This is a genomic window from Enterobacter cloacae complex sp. 385G4, from assembly GCF_057320665.1.
Map to the genome: position 1 here is coordinate 1,561,425 of NZ_JBXWDD010000001.1, position 16,261 is coordinate 1,577,685.

Sequence of the window (16,261 nt, forward strand, 5' to 3'; positions counted from 1 at the left end):
GTGCTGTTTTGTAACCCGCCCAACGCGGCGGTAACGAAAGAGGATAAACCGTGTCCCGTACTATTATGCTGATCCCTACCGGAACCAGCGTCGGCCTGACCAGCGTCAGCCTCGGCGTGATCCGCGCTATGGAACGCAAAGGCGTTCGTCTGAGCGTCTTTAAGCCTATTGCCCAGCCTCGTGCCGGTGGCGATGCGCCAGACCAGACCACCACCATCGTGCGTAAGAATTCCAATCTTCCTGCGGCTGAACCGCTGAAGATGAGCCACGTTGAGTCTCTGCTCTCCAGCAACCAGAAAGACGTGCTGATGGAAGAGATCATCGCCAACTACCACGCTAACGCGCAGGACGCGGAAGTGGTGCTGGTTGAAGGCCTGGTCCCGACCCGCAAACACCAGTTTGCCCAGTCCCTGAACTTTGAAATCGCGAAAACCCTGAATGCAGAGATTGTTTTCGTGATGTCTCAGGGTACTGATACCCCAGAGCAGCTGAAAGAGCGTATCGAACTGACGCGCAGCAGCTTCGGCGGCGCGAAAAACACCAGCATCACTGGCGTGATCGTTAACAAACTGAACGCACCGGTTGATGAACAGGGCCGTACGCGTCCTGACCTGTCCGAAATCTTCGACGACTCTTCCAAAGCGAAAGTCATCAAGGTTGATCCGGCAAAGCTGCAGGAATCCAGCCCGCTGCCTGTACTCGGCGCAGTGCCATGGAGCTTCGATCTGATTGCCACCCGTGCAATCGATATGGCGCGTCACCTGAACGCGACCATCGTTAACGAAGGCGATATCAACACCCGCCGCGTGAAGTCCGTGACCTTCTGCGCGCGCAGCATTCCGCACATGCTGGAACACTTCCGCGCAGGTTCCCTGCTGGTGACCTCCGCAGACCGTCCGGACGTGCTGGTTGCTGCCTGTCTGGCGGCGATGAACGGCGTGGAAATCGGTGCAATTCTGCTGACCGGCGGCTACGAAATGGACGCGCGCATCAGCAAGCTGTGCGAACGTGCGTTCGCGACAGGCCTGCCAGTCTTTATGGTGAACACCAACACCTGGCAGACCTCTCTGAGCCTGCAAAGCTTCAACCTGGAAGTGCCGGTTGATGACCACGAGCGTATCGAGAAAGTTCAGGAATACGTTGCGGGCTACATCGACGCAGACTGGATTGAATCCCTGACCGCGACCTCCGAGCGCAGCCGCCGTCTGTCTCCTCCAGCCTTCCGCTACCAGCTGACCGAGCTGGCGCGTAAAGCGGGCAAACGCGTGGTTCTGCCAGAAGGCGACGAACCACGTACCGTTAAAGCGGCGGCTATCTGTGCAGAGCGCGGCATCGCGACCTGTGTGCTGCTGGGTAACCCGGATGAGATCAACCGCGTTGCGGCGTCTCAGGGCGTTGAGCTGGGCACAGGCATCGAAATCGTTGACCCGGAAGTGGTGCGCGAAAGCTACGTTGCCCGTCTGGTTGAGCTGCGTAAGAACAAGGGCATGACCGAAGCCGTTGCGCGCGAGCAGCTGGAAGACAACGTCGTGCTGGGCACGCTGATGCTGGAGCAGGACGAAGTTGACGGTCTGGTTTCCGGTGCGGTTCACACCACCGCGAACACCATCCGTCCACCGTTGCAGCTGATCAAAACCGCACCGGGCAGCTCTCTGGTCTCCTCCGTGTTCTTCATGCTGCTGCCTGAACAGGTTTACGTTTACGGCGACTGCGCGATCAACCCGGATCCTACCGCAGAACAGCTGGCAGAAATCGCTATCCAGTCTGCGGACTCCGCGACTGCCTTCGGTATTGAACCACGCGTAGCGATGCTCTCCTACTCCACCGGCACCTCTGGTGCAGGTAGCGACGTAGAGAAAGTCCGTGAAGCGACCCGTATTGCGCAGGAAAAACGTCCCGATCTGATGATCGACGGCCCGCTGCAGTACGACGCCGCGGTCATGGCTGACGTGGCGAAATCCAAAGCGCCGAACTCGCCGGTTGCCGGTCGCGCTACCGTGTTCATCTTCCCGGATCTGAACACCGGTAACACCACCTACAAAGCGGTACAGCGTTCTGCCGACCTGATCTCCATCGGGCCAATGCTGCAGGGCATGCGCAAGCCTGTGAACGACCTGTCCCGTGGTGCGCTGGTTGACGATATCGTCTACACCATCGCGCTGACGGCGATTCAGTCTTCGCAGCAGCAGTAATGTTAAAAAGCCCGGTGGCGCTAGCGCTTACCGGGCCTACGGTGTTGTAGCCCGGATAAGCGAAGCGCCATCCGGCAAGAAAGGCGACCACTTAATTGGTCGCCTTTTTTTATTACAGCAGCTCGCGCGCCGCCGACACAATGTCACGCGCCGTCAGGCCATACTCTTTTTGCAGGAAGTCCTGTGTGCCCACCTGGCCGTAACGCTCCTTCACGCCCACGCGACGCATCGGCACCGGGCAGGTCTCCACCAGCACTTCCGCCACCGCTGACCCGAGACCGTTGTGAATACTGTGGTTTTCGCAGGTGACGATGCGCCCGGTTTTCTCGGCATAGTTTTTCACCAGCATCCGATCGATGGGCTTCAGGGTAAACATGTCGATGACCGCTGCGCTTACCCCTTCCTGTTCAAGCTGGCGCGCCGCCTCCAGCGCTTCCGCCACCATGATACCGATGGCAATCAGCGTGATATCGCTTCCCTCGCGCAACACGTTGCCTTTGCCAATGGTGAAGGTTGAGCCCGGCGCATAGACGCTCGGCGCCTGCTTGCGGATGGTGCGCACCCAGTAGAAGCCTTCGAGCTCGATAAGCTGGCGCAGCACATCCTCGAACATCACCGCATCGGTGACTTCCAGCACCACCGAATGCGCCAGACCGCGCACGATGCCCATATCCTCGAAGGACATGTGCGTCCCGCCGTTGTGGCAGGCCGTCACGCCCGCATCCGAGGCAATCACCTTCACGTTGTTGCGCTGGTAGTCCAGGGACATAAACAGCTGGTCGAAGCAGCGGCGGCTGGCAAACGCGGTGAAGGTGTGCACGAACGGCTTACGGCCGGTGAGCGCCAGCCCCGCCGCAGTGCCGATGACGTTGGCCTCCATAATGCCGCAGTTAATCACGTGCTGCGGATAATCGCGCGCTACGCCGTCCATCGCCATTGAGCTCATCAGGTCCGCTTCCAGGGCGATAATTTCGCTGCCGGCCTCAATCTGCTTTGCCACAAAGCCCGCGTAGACCTTGCGCATCTCAACGGCGTCTTTCTGTCCTGCCGGTGCAACCTTAATCATGTGAAGCCTCCAGTTGGCGAATGGTCTCATTGAGGGCCGCTTTGCTCTCCGCGGTCAATCGCAGGTGGTGCGAGTTGCTGAGCTGTTCCAGGTACGGCACCCCCTGCCCTTTGATGCTGTCGAGGATCACCACCCGCGGACGCGCATCGGCCTCCGGTACCCTTGAAGTCACCTTCAGCAGTGCCGGAATGTCGTCCCCTTTGACCGTCACCACGTCAAAGCCAAAGGCGCGGAATTTGCCCTCCAGGTCGAAGGCACAGATGATTTCGTCCAGTTCGCCGTCGAGCTGCTGTTTGTTCCAGTCCACGAACACGGTCAGGTTGTTCAGACGATGGTGAGCGATAAACTGGAACGCTTCCCAGCACTGGCCTTCGTTCAGCTCGCCGTCGCCAACGATGCAGAAGACCCGATTCGGTCGCCCGGCCAGCCTGTGCGAGAGTGCCATACCGCCCGCAATGGAGATCCCCTGCCCCAGCGAGCCGGTGGTGGCATCCACGCCGCGCGTTTTCAGGCGGTCCGGGTGGCTGGGCAGACGCGTTCCGTTCTGGTTCAGCGTGCTCAGTTCTTCAACCGGGAAGTAGCCCTTAATCGCCAGGGTGCTGTAGAGCGCCGGGCCTGCATGACCTTTCGACAGCACAAAGTAATCGCGCTCAGGCCAGTCCGGATCCGCCGGGTCGATCTTCATCACTGCGCCGTACAGCACCGCCAGGGTTTCCACCACCGACATGCTGCCGCCGTAGTGCCCAAAGCCCAGCTGCGTCAGGGATTTGAGGGTTTCAAGACGGATCTGACGCGCCAGTTCGGTTATCTCGTTCTCATTCATGATTTGGCTCCGGTATTTTCCTGCGCGTTACTACCCGCAGGTTTGTTTTTCGCGAAGATGTTGTAGGCCACCAGCAGCGCGAACAGCGCCACAACCAGCCCGGTGATGGCAAGCGGTGACAGGAAGCGCGCCAGGTTGCCCAGCACAATCCCGACCGCGCCGAAGTCGGCGTCCGAGAAGGTGGTGTTAGCAAAACCAATCGCACCCAGTACCGGCAGCAGCAAGACCGGGAGGAAGGTAATCAGCAGGCCGTTAGCAAAGGCGCCTATCATTGCCCCGCGGCGTCCACCGGTGGCGTTACCGAACACGCCTGCCGTTGCGCCGGTGAAGAAGTGCGGCACTACGCCCGGCAGGATCAGCACCCAGCTAAACTGACCGCAGATCAACAACCCCACAATTCCCCCGAGGAAGCTGAACAGGAAGCCAATCAGCACCGCGTTTGGCGCATACGGGTAGACCACCGGGCAGTCCAGCGCCGGACGCGCGTTCGGCACCAGTTTTTCCGAGAAGCCGGTAAAGGCCGGGACGATTTCCGCCAGAATCAGGCGCACGCCCTGCAGGATGATGAACACGCCCGCCGCGAAGGTGATCGCCATGATGATGGCGTAGACCAGGTAGTTTTGCCCGCCGCTGAAGGTGGACTCCACATACTCACGCCCGGCGCTTACCGCCATGATCAGGTAGATAATCATCATGGTCAGGGAGATGGAGATCGAACTGTCGCGCAGGAAGCTGAGGTTTTTCGGCAGGTTCATCTCTTCGGTGGAGCGCGAGCCTTTGCCGACCCTGCTGCCAATCCAGCCGGACAGCACGTAGCCCAGCGTACCGAAATGACCGAAGGCGATCTCATCGTTGCCGGTAATACGCTTCATATAGCGCTGCGCAATCGCCGGGAAGAAGGCCATAATCAGGCCGAGGATCAGTGAACCGGTAAAGACCAGCCCTACTCCCTCGAAGCCTGCGACCGTCAGGATCACGCCGATCATGCACGCCATGTAGAAGGTGTGGTGCCCGGTCAGGAAGATGTACTTCAGGCGGGTAAAGCGCGCGACGACAATGTTCGCCACCATGCCGAAGGCCATGATCAGCGCGGTCGAGGCACCGTATTTTTCCAGCGCGATCGACACAATCGCTTCATTGTTTGGAATAATGCCCTGGATATTAAAAGCGTGCTCAAACATGCCGCCTAACGGGTTTAACGACCCCACCAGCACCGTGGCGCCACCGCCCAGTACAATAAAGCCGAGAATCGTTTTAATTGTGCCTTTTACGACATCAGAAAACGCTTTTTTCTGCGCGACCAGACCAATTAACGCAATTAAACCCACCAGCACCGAAGGGACTTTTAAAATATCGACAACGAAATTCAGCGTTTCAAGGATAAACATATCCACCTCGCCTTATCAGGGTTATTGTCTGTCGAACCAGGCGCGCAGCTGCGCTTCGAGTTCGTTGATATCAATGATGTTGTTGATCACCACCAGCTGGCTTTCCGGCACGCTGGCGCTGGCCGCGATGTCTTTCGCCATCACGAACAGGTCCGCCGCGCCCGGCGTGGCGGAGGAGAGATCGGAGTGTTCAACCTCGGCCTCAATGTCCAGCTTTTTAAGCACTTTTTTAATGTTCATTTCGACCATAAAACTGCTGCCCAGGCCAGAACCGCAAATAGCCATGATTTTCATTGTTGTCCCCTTATTTTGAGTAGAGCACGCCCCATCACGCTGGCGCGTAATGTTGTGAATAATCGGATTAAAAAATTAAATCAGAAGCGGTCAATAATGGCTTTAATATCCTCCAGGGTATTCGCCTGATGTAATTTCTCCATATCTTCGTCGCTGGAAAATAATTCAGCGAGCGCGGATATCATTTCGATATGGCTATGTTTATCCGGTGCCGCGAGCATAATAATCAGATCGACAGGGTCAAACTCTCCGGCACCAAAAGAGACGCCCTGTTTTAGTTTTAGTAATGACAAACCCAATCCTTTGGCGCCTTCCTCCGGCCGCGCATGCGGCATGGCTAGCCCTGGTGCCAGCACATAATAGGGTCCTAACGTATGGTGCTGCTGAATGATTGCCGTCACGTATTCCGGTGCAATCACCTGCAGATCCAGCAGCGGTTTCGCGCATATCTCCAGCGCCTGTGGCCAGCTTTCCACGCTATCCTGCAGCGTGATGGTTGTATCATATATCCACTTTTTGAGCATTTTCCCTCCCGCCAAACGCTAAAGATGGGCAAACTTTATTCAACCCCTCAATCATTGACTGCGATCGCGATCACAAAGATAGCGCTACCAATTACCAACATGCAGAAATGTGATAGCGCTATCAAAATGTAATCATGGTGTGAAATCACAGCAAAAAAAGGGATTTAAGGCGTATACTGCCTGTCACCTGAAATGAAGGAAAAAAGAACGCGTCTGGTCAGCAGGAAGGTGTATGTCTTTAACCCGAAAACGGCGCAGTACCGGAAAAGTCACGCTCGCTGATGTCGCGCAGCTTGCCGGAGTCGGCACGATGACCGTCTCCCGTGCGCTTCGCACGCCCGAACAGGTTTCCGATAAACTGCGTGAAAAAATTGAAGCTGCGGTGCAGGAGCTGGGCTATATGCCCAATCTCGCCGCCAGCGCACTGGCATCCGCGTCCTCATGGACGATTGCGATGGTTGTTCCCAATCTTTCCGAAGCCGGTTGCTCTGAAATGTTTGCGGGCCTACAGCAGGTGCTGCAGCCCGCCGGATACCAGATTATGCTGGCAGAGTCCCAGCATCGGCTTGAGCAGGAAGAGAAGCTGCTTGAGACCCTGCTGGCGTCAAATATCGCCGCCGCGATTTTGCTCAGCGTCGAGCACACCGACACCGTTCGCCACTGGCTGAAAAACGCCTCGATTCCGGTAATGGAGATGGGTGCGATGCGCGCCGATCCGATCGATATGAATATCGGGATCGATAACGTGGCGGCCATGTACGAGCTGACGGAAATGGTGATCAGGCGCGGCTACCAGAATATCGGCCTGCTGTGCGCCAACCAGGAGCAGTGGATTTTCCAGCAGCATTTGCAGGGCTGGTACAAGGCGATGCTGCGCCATCATCTGTCGCCGAACCGGGTGATTAACGCGGCGATGCCGCCGAGCTTCTCGACCGGCGCGGCACAGCTGCCAGAGTTCTTGCTGGCGTGGCCGGAGCTGGATGCGCTGGTGTGCGTATCAGACGAGCTGGCCTGCGGCGCGCTGTATGAGTGTCAGCGTCGACGCATTAAAGTGCCGGACGATCTGGCTGTCGTGGGCTTTGGCGATAGCGACGTGAGCCGCGTCTGCCAGCCGCCGCTGACGACGATGGCGGTACCGCATCGAAAGATTGGGATTGAGGCAGGTAAAGCGCTACTGGAACGTCTGAATGACGGAGACTGGCGCGACCAAAAACCCATCGCGTCCAGCCTGTGCCTGCGGGAAAGCTGTTAAGGCTTACTCAGCCTCTTCCTCTTTTTCCGCTTTGTTTTCCGGCTTAGCGGATTCGTTTTTGGCGTTGCGGGTCATCCACAGCGCCAGCGCTTTTAACGAATCCGGCGTGAACTCGTCGCAGCGGGCGGTAATCTCTTCCGGCGTCATCCAGCAGACTTCGCTCACTTCCTCTTCCTGCAGGGCGAAAGGCCCATGGGAAACGCAGCTAAACAGTCCACCCCAGACGCGGCAATGTTCGTCTTCGAAATAGAACTGCCCGTGCTCGGCAAACGGCACCCCGGCGATACCTAACTCTTCTTCCGCTTCACGACGTGCGGAATCCAGCAGCACTTCATCGGCCTGCACGACGCCGCCTGCGGTGGCATCAAGCATGCCCGGAAGAAAATCTTTGGTGTCCGTGCGGCGCTGGACCAGAATCTTGCCCATGCCGTCATGCACAACGATGTACGTTGCACGGTGACGCAGGCGCTCTGCACGCATTTGTTCGCGGCTCGCCTGCGCGATCACTTCATTTTCTTCGCTGACAATGTCAACCCATTCAGTACTTGCCAAATGATTCTGCTCCACCATCGGGAAACCTTCTCGTCTAAGCGCTCTTTCGGCGCGTTTGCAGTTGTGGTGTAACTTACGGATTAATCGCTACCTGCGCAATAACTTGCTGATCATTAAGTGCGATAACGCTCAGGGTATTTCCATCCAGCAGGCCATAGCTCGCAGGATATCCGCCTTTCGGGATGCTGACCGACCCCGCATTAAAGTGATAAATCTCACCGCGTTTTTCAGCCACCGGAATATGAGTATGGCCGTAAACCAGGACATCGCCAGCCGCGAGCGCCGGGAGATTATCCGGGCCGAAAAGGTGTCCGTGGGTAAGAAACAGGCGGCTGTTTTCCAGCAGAACCTGTTGCCATGGCGCGGTAAGGGGAAAATGCAGCAGCATCTGGTCGACTTCGCTGTCGCAATTACCGCGAACGGCGATAATGCGCGAGGCAAACGGGTTAAGCTTTTCCGCCACCTGCGCCGGGGCATAGCCTTCCGGCAGCGCATTACGCGGACCATGATTTAACACATCCCCCAGAATCACCAGCCATTGGGCCCCGCTTTGCGAAAACAGAGAAAGCACTCGCTCGGTCGCGGGCAGCGATCCATGGATATCTGACGCAAACATCAGTTTCATCCGTCACTCCCTGGTAAAAAAACTCCCCTTATCATACCTGAAGCGTCAGGGCTTATCAGCCCGCGCGCTTAGCGGAGAGTGCCACATAGCGCTGTACGGAGGCTCGCTGCCACTGGAACGCCGCATAGTCCACCAGCAGTTGAGGGATCTCATCGCCGTTGAGGATCAAACGGTTCAGCATCAGCGCCAGATCGGTATCGGCAATACACCATTCACCGAACAGGTTCGGGTTGCCGTGAGCGAGCAGCGAGGTTGCAGTTTCAATCAGCTTTTGCGCGCTATCGACGCCTTCTGCGCTGAGCGCTGGCTTTTTCACACCGGCAAACACGACATCCGTGGAGCGCTCGACGCGAATCGGCACCAGGTCGCTACGCAGCCACGCCTGGATCTGCCGGGCGCGGGCGCGCTTTTGCAGATCGTGAGGATAGATGCGCTCCCACTCCGGCGGCGCAAAACGATCTTCCAGATATTCATCGATCGCCGAGGATTCGCTCAGTGCAAAACCATCCAGTTCCAGCACCGGCACGCGTCGCGTCAGGTCGTAACCCTGCCACTGGGGTTTGAGGTGTTCACCACCGTCGAGATCGACGGTCTTCAGCGTAAAAGAGAGCCCCTTTTCGGCCAGCGCGACGTAAACGCTCATAACATAGGGAGAAAAGAAATTTGCATCGGACCACAACGTAATTACGGGCTGGTTCATAACATCCTCATCGGCTGATCGGTTTTTACTCAACATATAATCTCTTTGCTTCGCTGTCACTTGATGAAAACTCACGATTTACAACAAGCACCTATACTCATTTGTCATGGCACCACTATTCGCATGGACAGGAGTTGAGAATGATTGACCTTTATTACGCCCCTACCCCAAATGGCCACAAGATCACCCTCTTTCTCGAAGAAGCCGAACTGGATTACAGAATCATCCGCGTGGATATCAGCAAAGGCGAACAGTTCAACCCTGTGTTTTTGGCTATCTCGCCCAACAATAAAATTCCGGCCATTATTGATAGCCAGCCGGCGGACGGAGGCAGGCCGTTAAGCCTGTTTGAATCCGGTGAAATTTTGCTTTATCTGGCAGAGAAAACCGGCAAGCTGCTGAGCGGTGAACTGCGCGAGCGTCACCACACTCTGCAGTGGCTTTTCTGGCAGTCAAGCGGCTTTGGGCCGATGCTGGGGCAGAACCACCACTTCACCGCCTTCGCGCCGCAGACCATTCCCTACGCCATTGAGCGATATCAGGTTGAAACCCAGCGTCTTTACGGCGTTCTGAACCAGCGGCTGGAGAAAACGCCGTGGCTCGGGGGCGACCATTACAGCATTGCCGATATCGCCTGCTGGCCGTGGGTAAATACGCATGATAAACACCGGATTGACTTAGCGTCTTACCCGGCGGTGAACAACTGGTTTGAGCGTATCCGGACCCGCCCGGCCACCGAACGCGCAATGCAAAAAATCCAGCAGGTTTAATCACCTATGAGGCTGGGTGGCTGAGAGGCTCTCATGTATTATGGGCGGGAAATACTGACACGGAGAAGACCTGCAATGTCACAGCCAGACGCTATTATTCGTATAAAAAATTTACGCTTGCGCACGTTCATTGGTATCAAAGAGGAAGAGATTGCCAACCGTCAGGATATTGTCATTAATGTGGTGATTCACTACCCGGCAGACAAAGCGCGGGCCAGCGAAGACATCAATGACGCGCTGAACTATCGCACGATCACTAAAAACATCATCCAGTACGTGGAAAACAACCGCTTCTCGCTGCTGGAGAAATTAACCCAGGATGTGCTCGATATCGCACGCGATCATCACTGGGTCACTTATGCTGAAGTAGAGATCGATAAACTTCACGCCCTGCGCTATGCCGACTCCGTCTCCATGACGTTAAGCTGGCGACGCCAGGCGTAAACCTGGAGGTTGTATGAAGATTCTGCTGACCGGCGGTACAGGCCTGATTGGGCGCCATCTCATTGCGCGTTTGCAGGCGCTGCATCACGACATTACCGTAGTGACCCGCAGCCCGGAGAAAGCGCGCCAGGTGCTGGGCGCGGGGGTCGATATCTGGAAAGGGCTGGCCGATCGGCAGAATCTGGACGGCTTCGACGCCGTCATCAACCTTGCGGGTGAACCCATCGCCGATAAGCGCTGGACCGAAGAGCAGAAACAGCGGTTGTGCAGCAGCCGCTGGAACATCACTGAGAAACTGGTTGAGCTGATTCGCAACAGCCAGACCCCGCCGTCGGTGCTGATTTCAGGCTCTGCAACGGGCTATTACGGCGATCTCGGCGAAGTGGTGGTGACCGAGGAAGAGCCGCCCCACAACGAGTTCACCCATAAACTCTGCGCCCAGTGGGAGCGCATCGCCTGCGCGGCGCAAAGCGATATTACCCGCGTCTGCCTGCTGCGTACCGGCGTGGTGCTTGCGCCGAAAGGCGGCATTCTGGGTAAAATGCTTCCGCCCTTCAGGCTGGGGCTCGGCGGGCCGATCGGCAACGGGCGACAGTACCTGGCCTGGATCCATATCGACGATATGGTGAACGGCATTATATGGCTGCTGGATAACGAACTGCGCGGGCCATTTAACATGGTTGCGCCGTATCCGGTGCGAAATGAACAGTTTGCCCACGCGCTGGGGCATGCCCTGCATCGCCCGGCGATATTACGCGTGCCTGCGACGGCGATTCGCCTGTTGATGGGCGAAGCGTCCGTGCTGGTGCTGGGCGGTCAGCGCGCGCTGCCAAAACGGCTGGAAGCGGCGGGGTTTGCGTTTCGCTGGTATGACTTAGAAGAGGCGCTGGGGGATGTGGTACGCTGAATATGTTACAGTGATACGCCATGTTCCGATGAAATGGCGTAACAATGGCAACCATCACCACTCCCCGGCTTCATCTCACCCCTTTCGAACTCTCTGACTGGGCGTTCTTCCGCTCGCTGCGCGAAAACCGCGACATTATGCGCTATATGGCCGCGATTGCGCCTGAGAAAGAGACCCGACGCGTGTTTGCCGCACGCCTGATGGCGGAGCATGTCTTCGTGATCCGCTTTCTGAATGAAGATACGCCACTCGGCGATATCGGCCTGCAAATCAGCCCTGAGAATCGTGAAGAGGCGGACATCGGCTACACGGTTGTGCCTGCCGCGCAGGGAAAAGGCATCGCCAGCGAGGCGCTGCGCGCGGTATGTGACTACGCGTTTAACCAGACCGCCGTGAAGGCGATTAACGCGTACGTGCTGGCGGACAACGGCGGGTCTGTGCGGGTGCTTGAGAAAGCCGGGTTTGTGCGCACGCAGGTGCTTGAAAAGGCGTATGAGATTGACGGTGTGCGGTATGACGACTGGGTGTATCGCCTGGAGTGTGGTGCGGCCTGAATGCCGGGCGGCACTGCGTTTGCCCGGCCTGGGGTTGTGTAGGCCCGGTAAGCGAAGCGTCACCGGGCGATTGGGCTGCACTGCGGGCTGATGCCCTCTTTATTTCAGAGATCCTTTAAGGAACTGCTGCAAACGCGGGCTCTGCGGGTTTGCCAGCACCTCGTCAGGGTGCCCCTGCTCTTCAATTTTCCCCTGATGCAGGAAAATCACGTGGTTCGAGACGTTACGGGCGAAGCCCATCTCGTGCGTCACCACCACCATCGTTTTGCCCTCTTCGGCCAGCTTCTGCATGATGCGCAGCACTTCGCCGACGAGTTCCGGGTCCAGCGCGGAGGTCGGTTCGTCGAACAGCAGCACTTCCGGCTCCATCGCCAGCGCGCGGGCGATGGAGACACGCTGCTGCTGGCCGCCGGAAAGGTGTACCGGATACTTCATCTGCTGGCGCTCGTCGATACCCACTTTCGCCAGGTATTTCACCGCGCGTTCCCGGGCTTCCTGCTTGCTTAGACCGAGCACCTGAACCGGCGCTTCCATCACGTTCTCCAGCACCGTCATGTGGCTCCAGAGGTTGAAATGCTGGAACACCATTGTCAGGCGAGTACGCAGCAGGCGCAGTTGATGCTTATCCGCCACCTTCAGCTGGCCGTCTTTGTCACGCACCAGGTTGATGTTCTGCCCGCTCACCACAATCGAGCCTTCGCTCGGCTTTTCGAGGAAGTTAATGCAGCGCAGGAAGGTACTTTTACCCGAACCGGATGAACCGATGATACTGATCACGTCGCCTGCGTTAGCCTGCAGCGACACCCCTTTCAGCACTTCATGTTCGCCGTAGCGTTTGTGCAAATCAATAACGTTTAATTTGTTCTCAGCCATCATCTTTCTCAGTGCGTCGAAGAAGGTTTTATATGCTGCAACCAGCGTTTTTCAGCCTTACGGAACAGGCTAATCAGAACATAAGAGATAATTAAATAGAGCACCGCCGCAATGCCAAACGCGGTAAACGGCTGATAGGTCGCGGAGTTGATATCGCGCGCGATTTTGAGCAGGTCCGGCACCGTGGCGGTAAAGGCGAGCGCGGTGGAGTGCAGCATCAAAATGACTTCGTTGCTGTAGGCCGGTAGCGCAATGCGCAGCGCCGACGGCAGAATAATGCAGCGGTAAAGCTTCACCGAGGAGAAGCCGTACGCGCGCGCCGCCTCGATCTCACCGTGCGGCACGGAACGAATGGCCCCGGCGAAAATCTCGGTGGTATAGGCGCAGGTGTTGAGCGTTAGCGCCAGCACCGTACAGTTCAGGCCGCTGCGGAAGAACGCATTCAGCATTTCAGTGCCTTTTACGATCTCCAGCGTATACATCCCCGAATAGAACACCAGCAGCTGCACGTACAGCGGCGTGCCGCGAAACACATAGGTAAATAGCCAAATCGGGAACTGAATAAATTTATTGTTCGACACGCGACCGATGGCGAGAAACACCGCCAGAATGCCGCCCATCACCACGGAAGAAATCAGCAGCCAGAGCGTGATCGCCACGCCGGTAAAGCGGTAGCCATCCGTCCACAGCAGGGATTTCCAGTATTCCTGAATAATCTCAATCACAGGTCAGCCCTCTTCACACCCACGGAGTAGCGACGCTCGAGCAGAAGCAGCACACCATTGGAGACGGTCGTAAAGACCAGATAGATCGCGCCGCAGACCACCGCAAAGTAGAACGGCTCCCAGGTGCTCTTGCCCGCCAGCTGAGTCGCTTTCACGACGTCTTCCAGACCGAGCAGCGAGACCAGCGCCGTCGCTTTGAGGATAACCTGCCAGTTGTTGCCGATGCCCGGCAGCGCATAGCGCATCATGGCCGGGAACATAATCCGGCGAAACGTTTGTGAAGAGGTAAAACCAAATGCGGTTGCCGCTTCAATGTGTCCTCTGGGAACCGCCATATAAGCGCCACGGAAGGTTTCCGTGAAGTAGGCACCGTAGATAAAACCGAGGGTGATAATACCGGCCACCATCGGGTCGATATCAATTTGTCCCATGCCCATCGCATCCGTCACGCTGTTCAGGGCAATCTGCAGGCCGTAAAAAATAAGCAGCATCAGCACCAGATCGGGTACGCCGCGAATGAGCGTGGTATAGCCTTCGAAAATGAGCGCCAGCGGTTTGTTTGCCGAAAGCTTCGCCCCTGCGCCCGCCAGACCTATCAGCACCGCCAGCACCACGGAGCTGATAGCCAGCTCAAGGGTGACAAGCGCGCCCTGTAAAATAACGCCAGAAAATCCGTACAGCATACCGCGAGCCCTGTCGTATCGTGAGTGGTAAACCGTGTCTTATCCCCTCCCCCAGCGGGAGGGGCCGCACGTTATTTGACGGAGCGATTAGCCGCCGTACACATTGAAATCAAAGTACTTTTTCGCCAGCTTGTCGTAGGTACCGTCAGCGCGCATTTCAGCAAACGCTTTGTTCAGCGCCTCACGCAGTTCGTTGTCTTCCTTACGCAGGCCCATACCGGTACCCACGCCAAAGAGCTTCTCGTCCTTAATGGACGGACCGCCGAACTTATAATCTTTACCCACCGGCGTTTTCAGGAAACCTTCGCTTGCCGCGACTTCATCCTGGAATGCCGCATCAATACGGCCTGCCGTCAGGTCTGCGTAAATATTTTCCTGGCCCTGATAGGAGACGATTTCGATCCCCTTCGGCGCCCAGTGTTCGTTACCGTAGGTTTCCTGCGTGGTGCCCTGCAGCACGCCTACGCGTTTCCCCTTCAGCGACTCGAGGGTCGGTTGAATGTCAGAAGACTTAGCCACTACCAGACGTGAATCGGCCGCATAGAGCTTGTCGGTGAAGGCAATCTCCTGCTGACGTTTCTCGGTGATGGAAAGCGAGGACATAATCACGTCTATTTTTTTAGCTTTCAGTGAAGGGATCAGCGCATCCAGCGGGTTCTCTACATAAGTACACTGTGCTTTGATGCGTTTGCACAGCTCATTGGCCAGATCGATGTCAAAACCCACCAGTTCACCCTTTGAATTCTTCGATTCAAACGGCGCGTAGGTGGGATCGGTGCCAATACGAATTTTCTGCGGAATGGCTGCGAAGGCCGCGGTGGCGCTGGAAAAGGCCAGTACCAGAGATAATGACAACACGAGTTTTTTCATATTTGTCCTCAACAAACTGTCTTCATACGGTTTTTTTACGACGACGGGGTGGGGTTAATGTGCCATTAATCCACGCTGTCAGGCAAAGAATAATGCCTTTCAGACGGGAATTTTTGCATTATAAATGCTTAAGTATGCACATAGCGACCCAATATGGTGCACAAATTGCACCATATTGAATCACCCACACCCGCCACGCACCACGCTGGTGCGTTAATCACCGTAGACGTTGAAGTCGAAGTATTTCTTCGCCAGTTTGTCGTAGGTACCGTCTTTGCGCAGCTCCGTGAATGCTTTGTCAAAGGCGGCTTTCAGCTCTTTATCGTCCTTACGCAGGCCGATGCCGGTGCCGTCACCAAAGTATTTTTTGTCTTTCACGGACGGGCCCGCAAAGGCGTAATCTTTACCGGCCGGCTGCTTCAGGAAGCCTTCGCTCGCCGCGACTTCATCCTGGAACGCGGCATCCAGACGGCCTGCCGCCAGGTCAGAGTAGATCAGATCCTGGTTCTGGTAAGCCACCACGTCGACCCCCTTCTCGCGCCAGTTGGCATTCGCGTAACCTTCCTGGGTCGAGCCCTGGAGCACGCCCACATGCTTGCCTTTCAGCGAGTCGATGGTCGGCTGGATCGGGGAACCTTTCGCGGCAATCAGACGCGAATCCGCAGCGTAGAGCTTGTCAGAGAAGGCAATCTCCTGCTGGCGTTTTTCGGTGATGGAGAGAGAAGAGATAATGGCGTCGATTTTCTTTGCCTTCAGCGACGGGATTAACGCGTCGAAGTCGCTGCCCACCCATGTGCATTTCACTTCCATACGTTTGCACATTTCATTTCCCAGATCGATATCAAACCCCACGAAATCGCCTTTCGCATCCTTGGAAGAGAATGGCGCGTAGGTTGCGTCTGTACCGATACGAACCGTCTGTGGAAGCGCTGCGTAGCTACCTGCCGCCGCACTTAACCCCACCAGCAAAGACAGAGCCAGAACCGTCTTCTTCATACATTTACCCTCAAGTACCGTGA

General features: G+C 56.6%; 19 protein-coding genes. 6 read left to right on the forward strand and 13 right to left on the reverse strand.

The window, feature by feature from the left end:
• Positions 1–50: 50 nt before the first annotated feature.
• Positions 51–2,192, forward strand: coding sequence for a phosphate acetyltransferase (gene pta / locus AC2FAJ_RS07560; RefSeq protein WP_041908921.1), 2,142 nt, complete (start codon positions 51–53; stop codon positions 2,190–2,192).
• A gap of 112 nt (positions 2,193–2,304) precedes the next feature.
• Here pta and AC2FAJ_RS07565 read toward each other — a convergent pair whose 3' ends face one another.
• The 5 genes from AC2FAJ_RS07565 to AC2FAJ_RS07585 all read right to left on the reverse strand — a co-directional run bounded on the left by AC2FAJ_RS07565 (position 2,305) and on the right by AC2FAJ_RS07585 (position 6,287).
• Positions 2,305–3,258 (reverse strand): transketolase family protein, encoded by a 954-nt coding sequence (locus tag AC2FAJ_RS07565; RefSeq protein ID WP_485453971.1) that lies wholly within the window; start codon positions 3,256–3,258, stop codon positions 2,305–2,307.
• Entirely contained in the window at positions 3,251–4,081 is an 831-nt protein-coding gene (locus tag AC2FAJ_RS07570) for a transketolase (RefSeq protein WP_028013942.1), read from the reverse strand. Before AC2FAJ_RS07570 ends, AC2FAJ_RS07565 begins: the two co-directional genes overlap by 8 nt.
• The gene (locus tag AC2FAJ_RS07575) at positions 4,078–5,469 is read right to left on the reverse strand and encodes a PTS ascorbate transporter subunit IIC (protein ID WP_045631476.1); all 1,392 of its coding nucleotides are present in this window, start codon (positions 5,467–5,469) and stop codon (positions 4,078–4,080) included. The genes AC2FAJ_RS07570 and AC2FAJ_RS07575 overlap by 4 nt, the downstream gene beginning before the upstream one ends.
• A 21-nt stretch (positions 5,470–5,490) precedes the next feature.
• Positions 5,491–5,763 (reverse strand): PTS sugar transporter subunit IIB, encoded by a 273-nt coding sequence (locus tag AC2FAJ_RS07580; protein WP_041908914.1) that lies wholly within the window; start codon positions 5,761–5,763, stop codon positions 5,491–5,493.
• Positions 5,764–5,843: 80 nt separating this feature from the next.
• Entirely contained in the window at positions 5,844–6,287 is a 444-nt protein-coding gene (locus AC2FAJ_RS07585; protein ID WP_028013945.1) for a PTS sugar transporter subunit IIA, read from the reverse strand.
• A 232-nt stretch (positions 6,288–6,519) separates the two neighbouring features.
• Here AC2FAJ_RS07585 and AC2FAJ_RS07590 point away from each other — a divergent pair, with 232 nt between their 5' ends.
• Positions 6,520–7,539 carry a LacI family DNA-binding transcriptional regulator gene (locus AC2FAJ_RS07590; protein ID WP_041908911.1) on the forward strand — a complete coding sequence of 340 codons (1,020 nt, stop codon included), beginning with the start codon at positions 6,520–6,522 and terminating at the stop codon, positions 7,537–7,539.
• Positions 7,540–7,542: 3 nt separating this feature from the next.
• Here the strand turns inward: AC2FAJ_RS07590 and yfcD are convergent, their stop codons facing one another.
• From yfcD to yfcF, 3 genes are read right to left on the reverse strand one after another with little or no spacing between them, the layout of a single operon-like run.
• A complete protein-coding gene (gene yfcD / locus AC2FAJ_RS07595) occupies positions 7,543–8,109 on the reverse strand; it encodes an NUDIX hydrolase YfcD (protein ID WP_006811396.1) in 567 nt (188 codons plus the stop codon).
• 55 nt (positions 8,110–8,164) lie between these two features.
• Positions 8,165–8,716, reverse strand: coding sequence for a phosphodiesterase (gene yfcE / locus AC2FAJ_RS07600; protein ID WP_309257373.1), 552 nt, complete (start codon positions 8,714–8,716; stop codon positions 8,165–8,167).
• Between the two features lie 55 nt (positions 8,717–8,771).
• Positions 8,772–9,416: a glutathione transferase gene (gene yfcF, locus AC2FAJ_RS07605; RefSeq protein ID WP_041908907.1), complete on the reverse strand. Its 645-nt coding sequence runs from the start codon at positions 9,414–9,416 to the stop codon at positions 8,772–8,774.
• A gap of 140 nt (positions 9,417–9,556) precedes the next feature.
• Here yfcF and yfcG point away from each other — a divergent pair, with 140 nt between their 5' ends.
• The 4 genes from yfcG to AC2FAJ_RS07625 all read left to right on the forward strand — a co-directional run bounded on the left by yfcG (position 9,557) and on the right by AC2FAJ_RS07625 (position 12,091).
• Positions 9,557–10,186: a GSH-dependent disulfide bond oxidoreductase gene (gene yfcG / locus AC2FAJ_RS07610; protein ID WP_028013949.1), complete on the forward strand. Its 630-nt coding sequence runs from the start codon at positions 9,557–9,559 to the stop codon at positions 10,184–10,186.
• A gap of 75 nt (positions 10,187–10,261) precedes the next feature.
• Entirely contained in the window at positions 10,262–10,630 is a 369-nt protein-coding gene (gene folX / locus AC2FAJ_RS07615) for a dihydroneopterin triphosphate 2'-epimerase (protein ID WP_028013950.1), read from the forward strand.
• 13 nt (positions 10,631–10,643) lie between these two features.
• Positions 10,644–11,537: a TIGR01777 family oxidoreductase gene (locus AC2FAJ_RS07620; RefSeq protein WP_045631478.1), complete on the forward strand. Its 894-nt coding sequence runs from the start codon at positions 10,644–10,646 to the stop codon at positions 11,535–11,537.
• A gap of 44 nt (positions 11,538–11,581) precedes the next feature.
• Entirely contained in the window at positions 11,582–12,091 is a 510-nt protein-coding gene (locus AC2FAJ_RS07625) for a GNAT family N-acetyltransferase (RefSeq protein WP_041908905.1), read from the forward strand.
• 99 nt (positions 12,092–12,190) lie between these two features.
• Here the strand turns inward: AC2FAJ_RS07625 and hisP are convergent, their stop codons facing one another.
• From hisP to argT, 5 genes are all read right to left on the reverse strand, one after another.
• Complete coding sequence (gene hisP / locus AC2FAJ_RS07630) at positions 12,191–12,964, reverse strand: histidine ABC transporter ATP-binding protein HisP (RefSeq protein WP_010433274.1); 774 nt, start codon at positions 12,962–12,964, stop codon at positions 12,191–12,193.
• A gap of 8 nt (positions 12,965–12,972) precedes the next feature.
• Positions 12,973–13,689: an ABC transporter permease gene (locus AC2FAJ_RS07635; protein WP_028013953.1), complete on the reverse strand. Its 717-nt coding sequence runs from the start codon at positions 13,687–13,689 to the stop codon at positions 12,973–12,975.
• Positions 13,686–14,372: a histidine ABC transporter permease HisQ gene (locus tag AC2FAJ_RS07640; protein WP_028013954.1), complete on the reverse strand. Its 687-nt coding sequence runs from the start codon at positions 14,370–14,372 to the stop codon at positions 13,686–13,688. Before AC2FAJ_RS07640 ends, AC2FAJ_RS07635 begins: the two co-directional genes overlap by 4 nt.
• Before the next feature lie 87 nt (positions 14,373–14,459).
• The gene (hisJ, locus tag AC2FAJ_RS07645) at positions 14,460–15,242 is read right to left on the reverse strand and encodes a histidine ABC transporter substrate-binding protein HisJ (RefSeq protein WP_028013955.1); all 783 of its coding nucleotides are present in this window, start codon (positions 15,240–15,242) and stop codon (positions 14,460–14,462) included.
• Positions 15,243–15,455: 213 nt separating this feature from the next.
• Positions 15,456–16,238, reverse strand: coding sequence for a lysine/arginine/ornithine ABC transporter substrate-binding protein ArgT (argT, locus tag AC2FAJ_RS07650; RefSeq protein WP_028013956.1), 783 nt, complete (start codon positions 16,236–16,238; stop codon positions 15,456–15,458).
• Between the last annotated feature and the right edge of the window lie 23 nt (positions 16,239–16,261).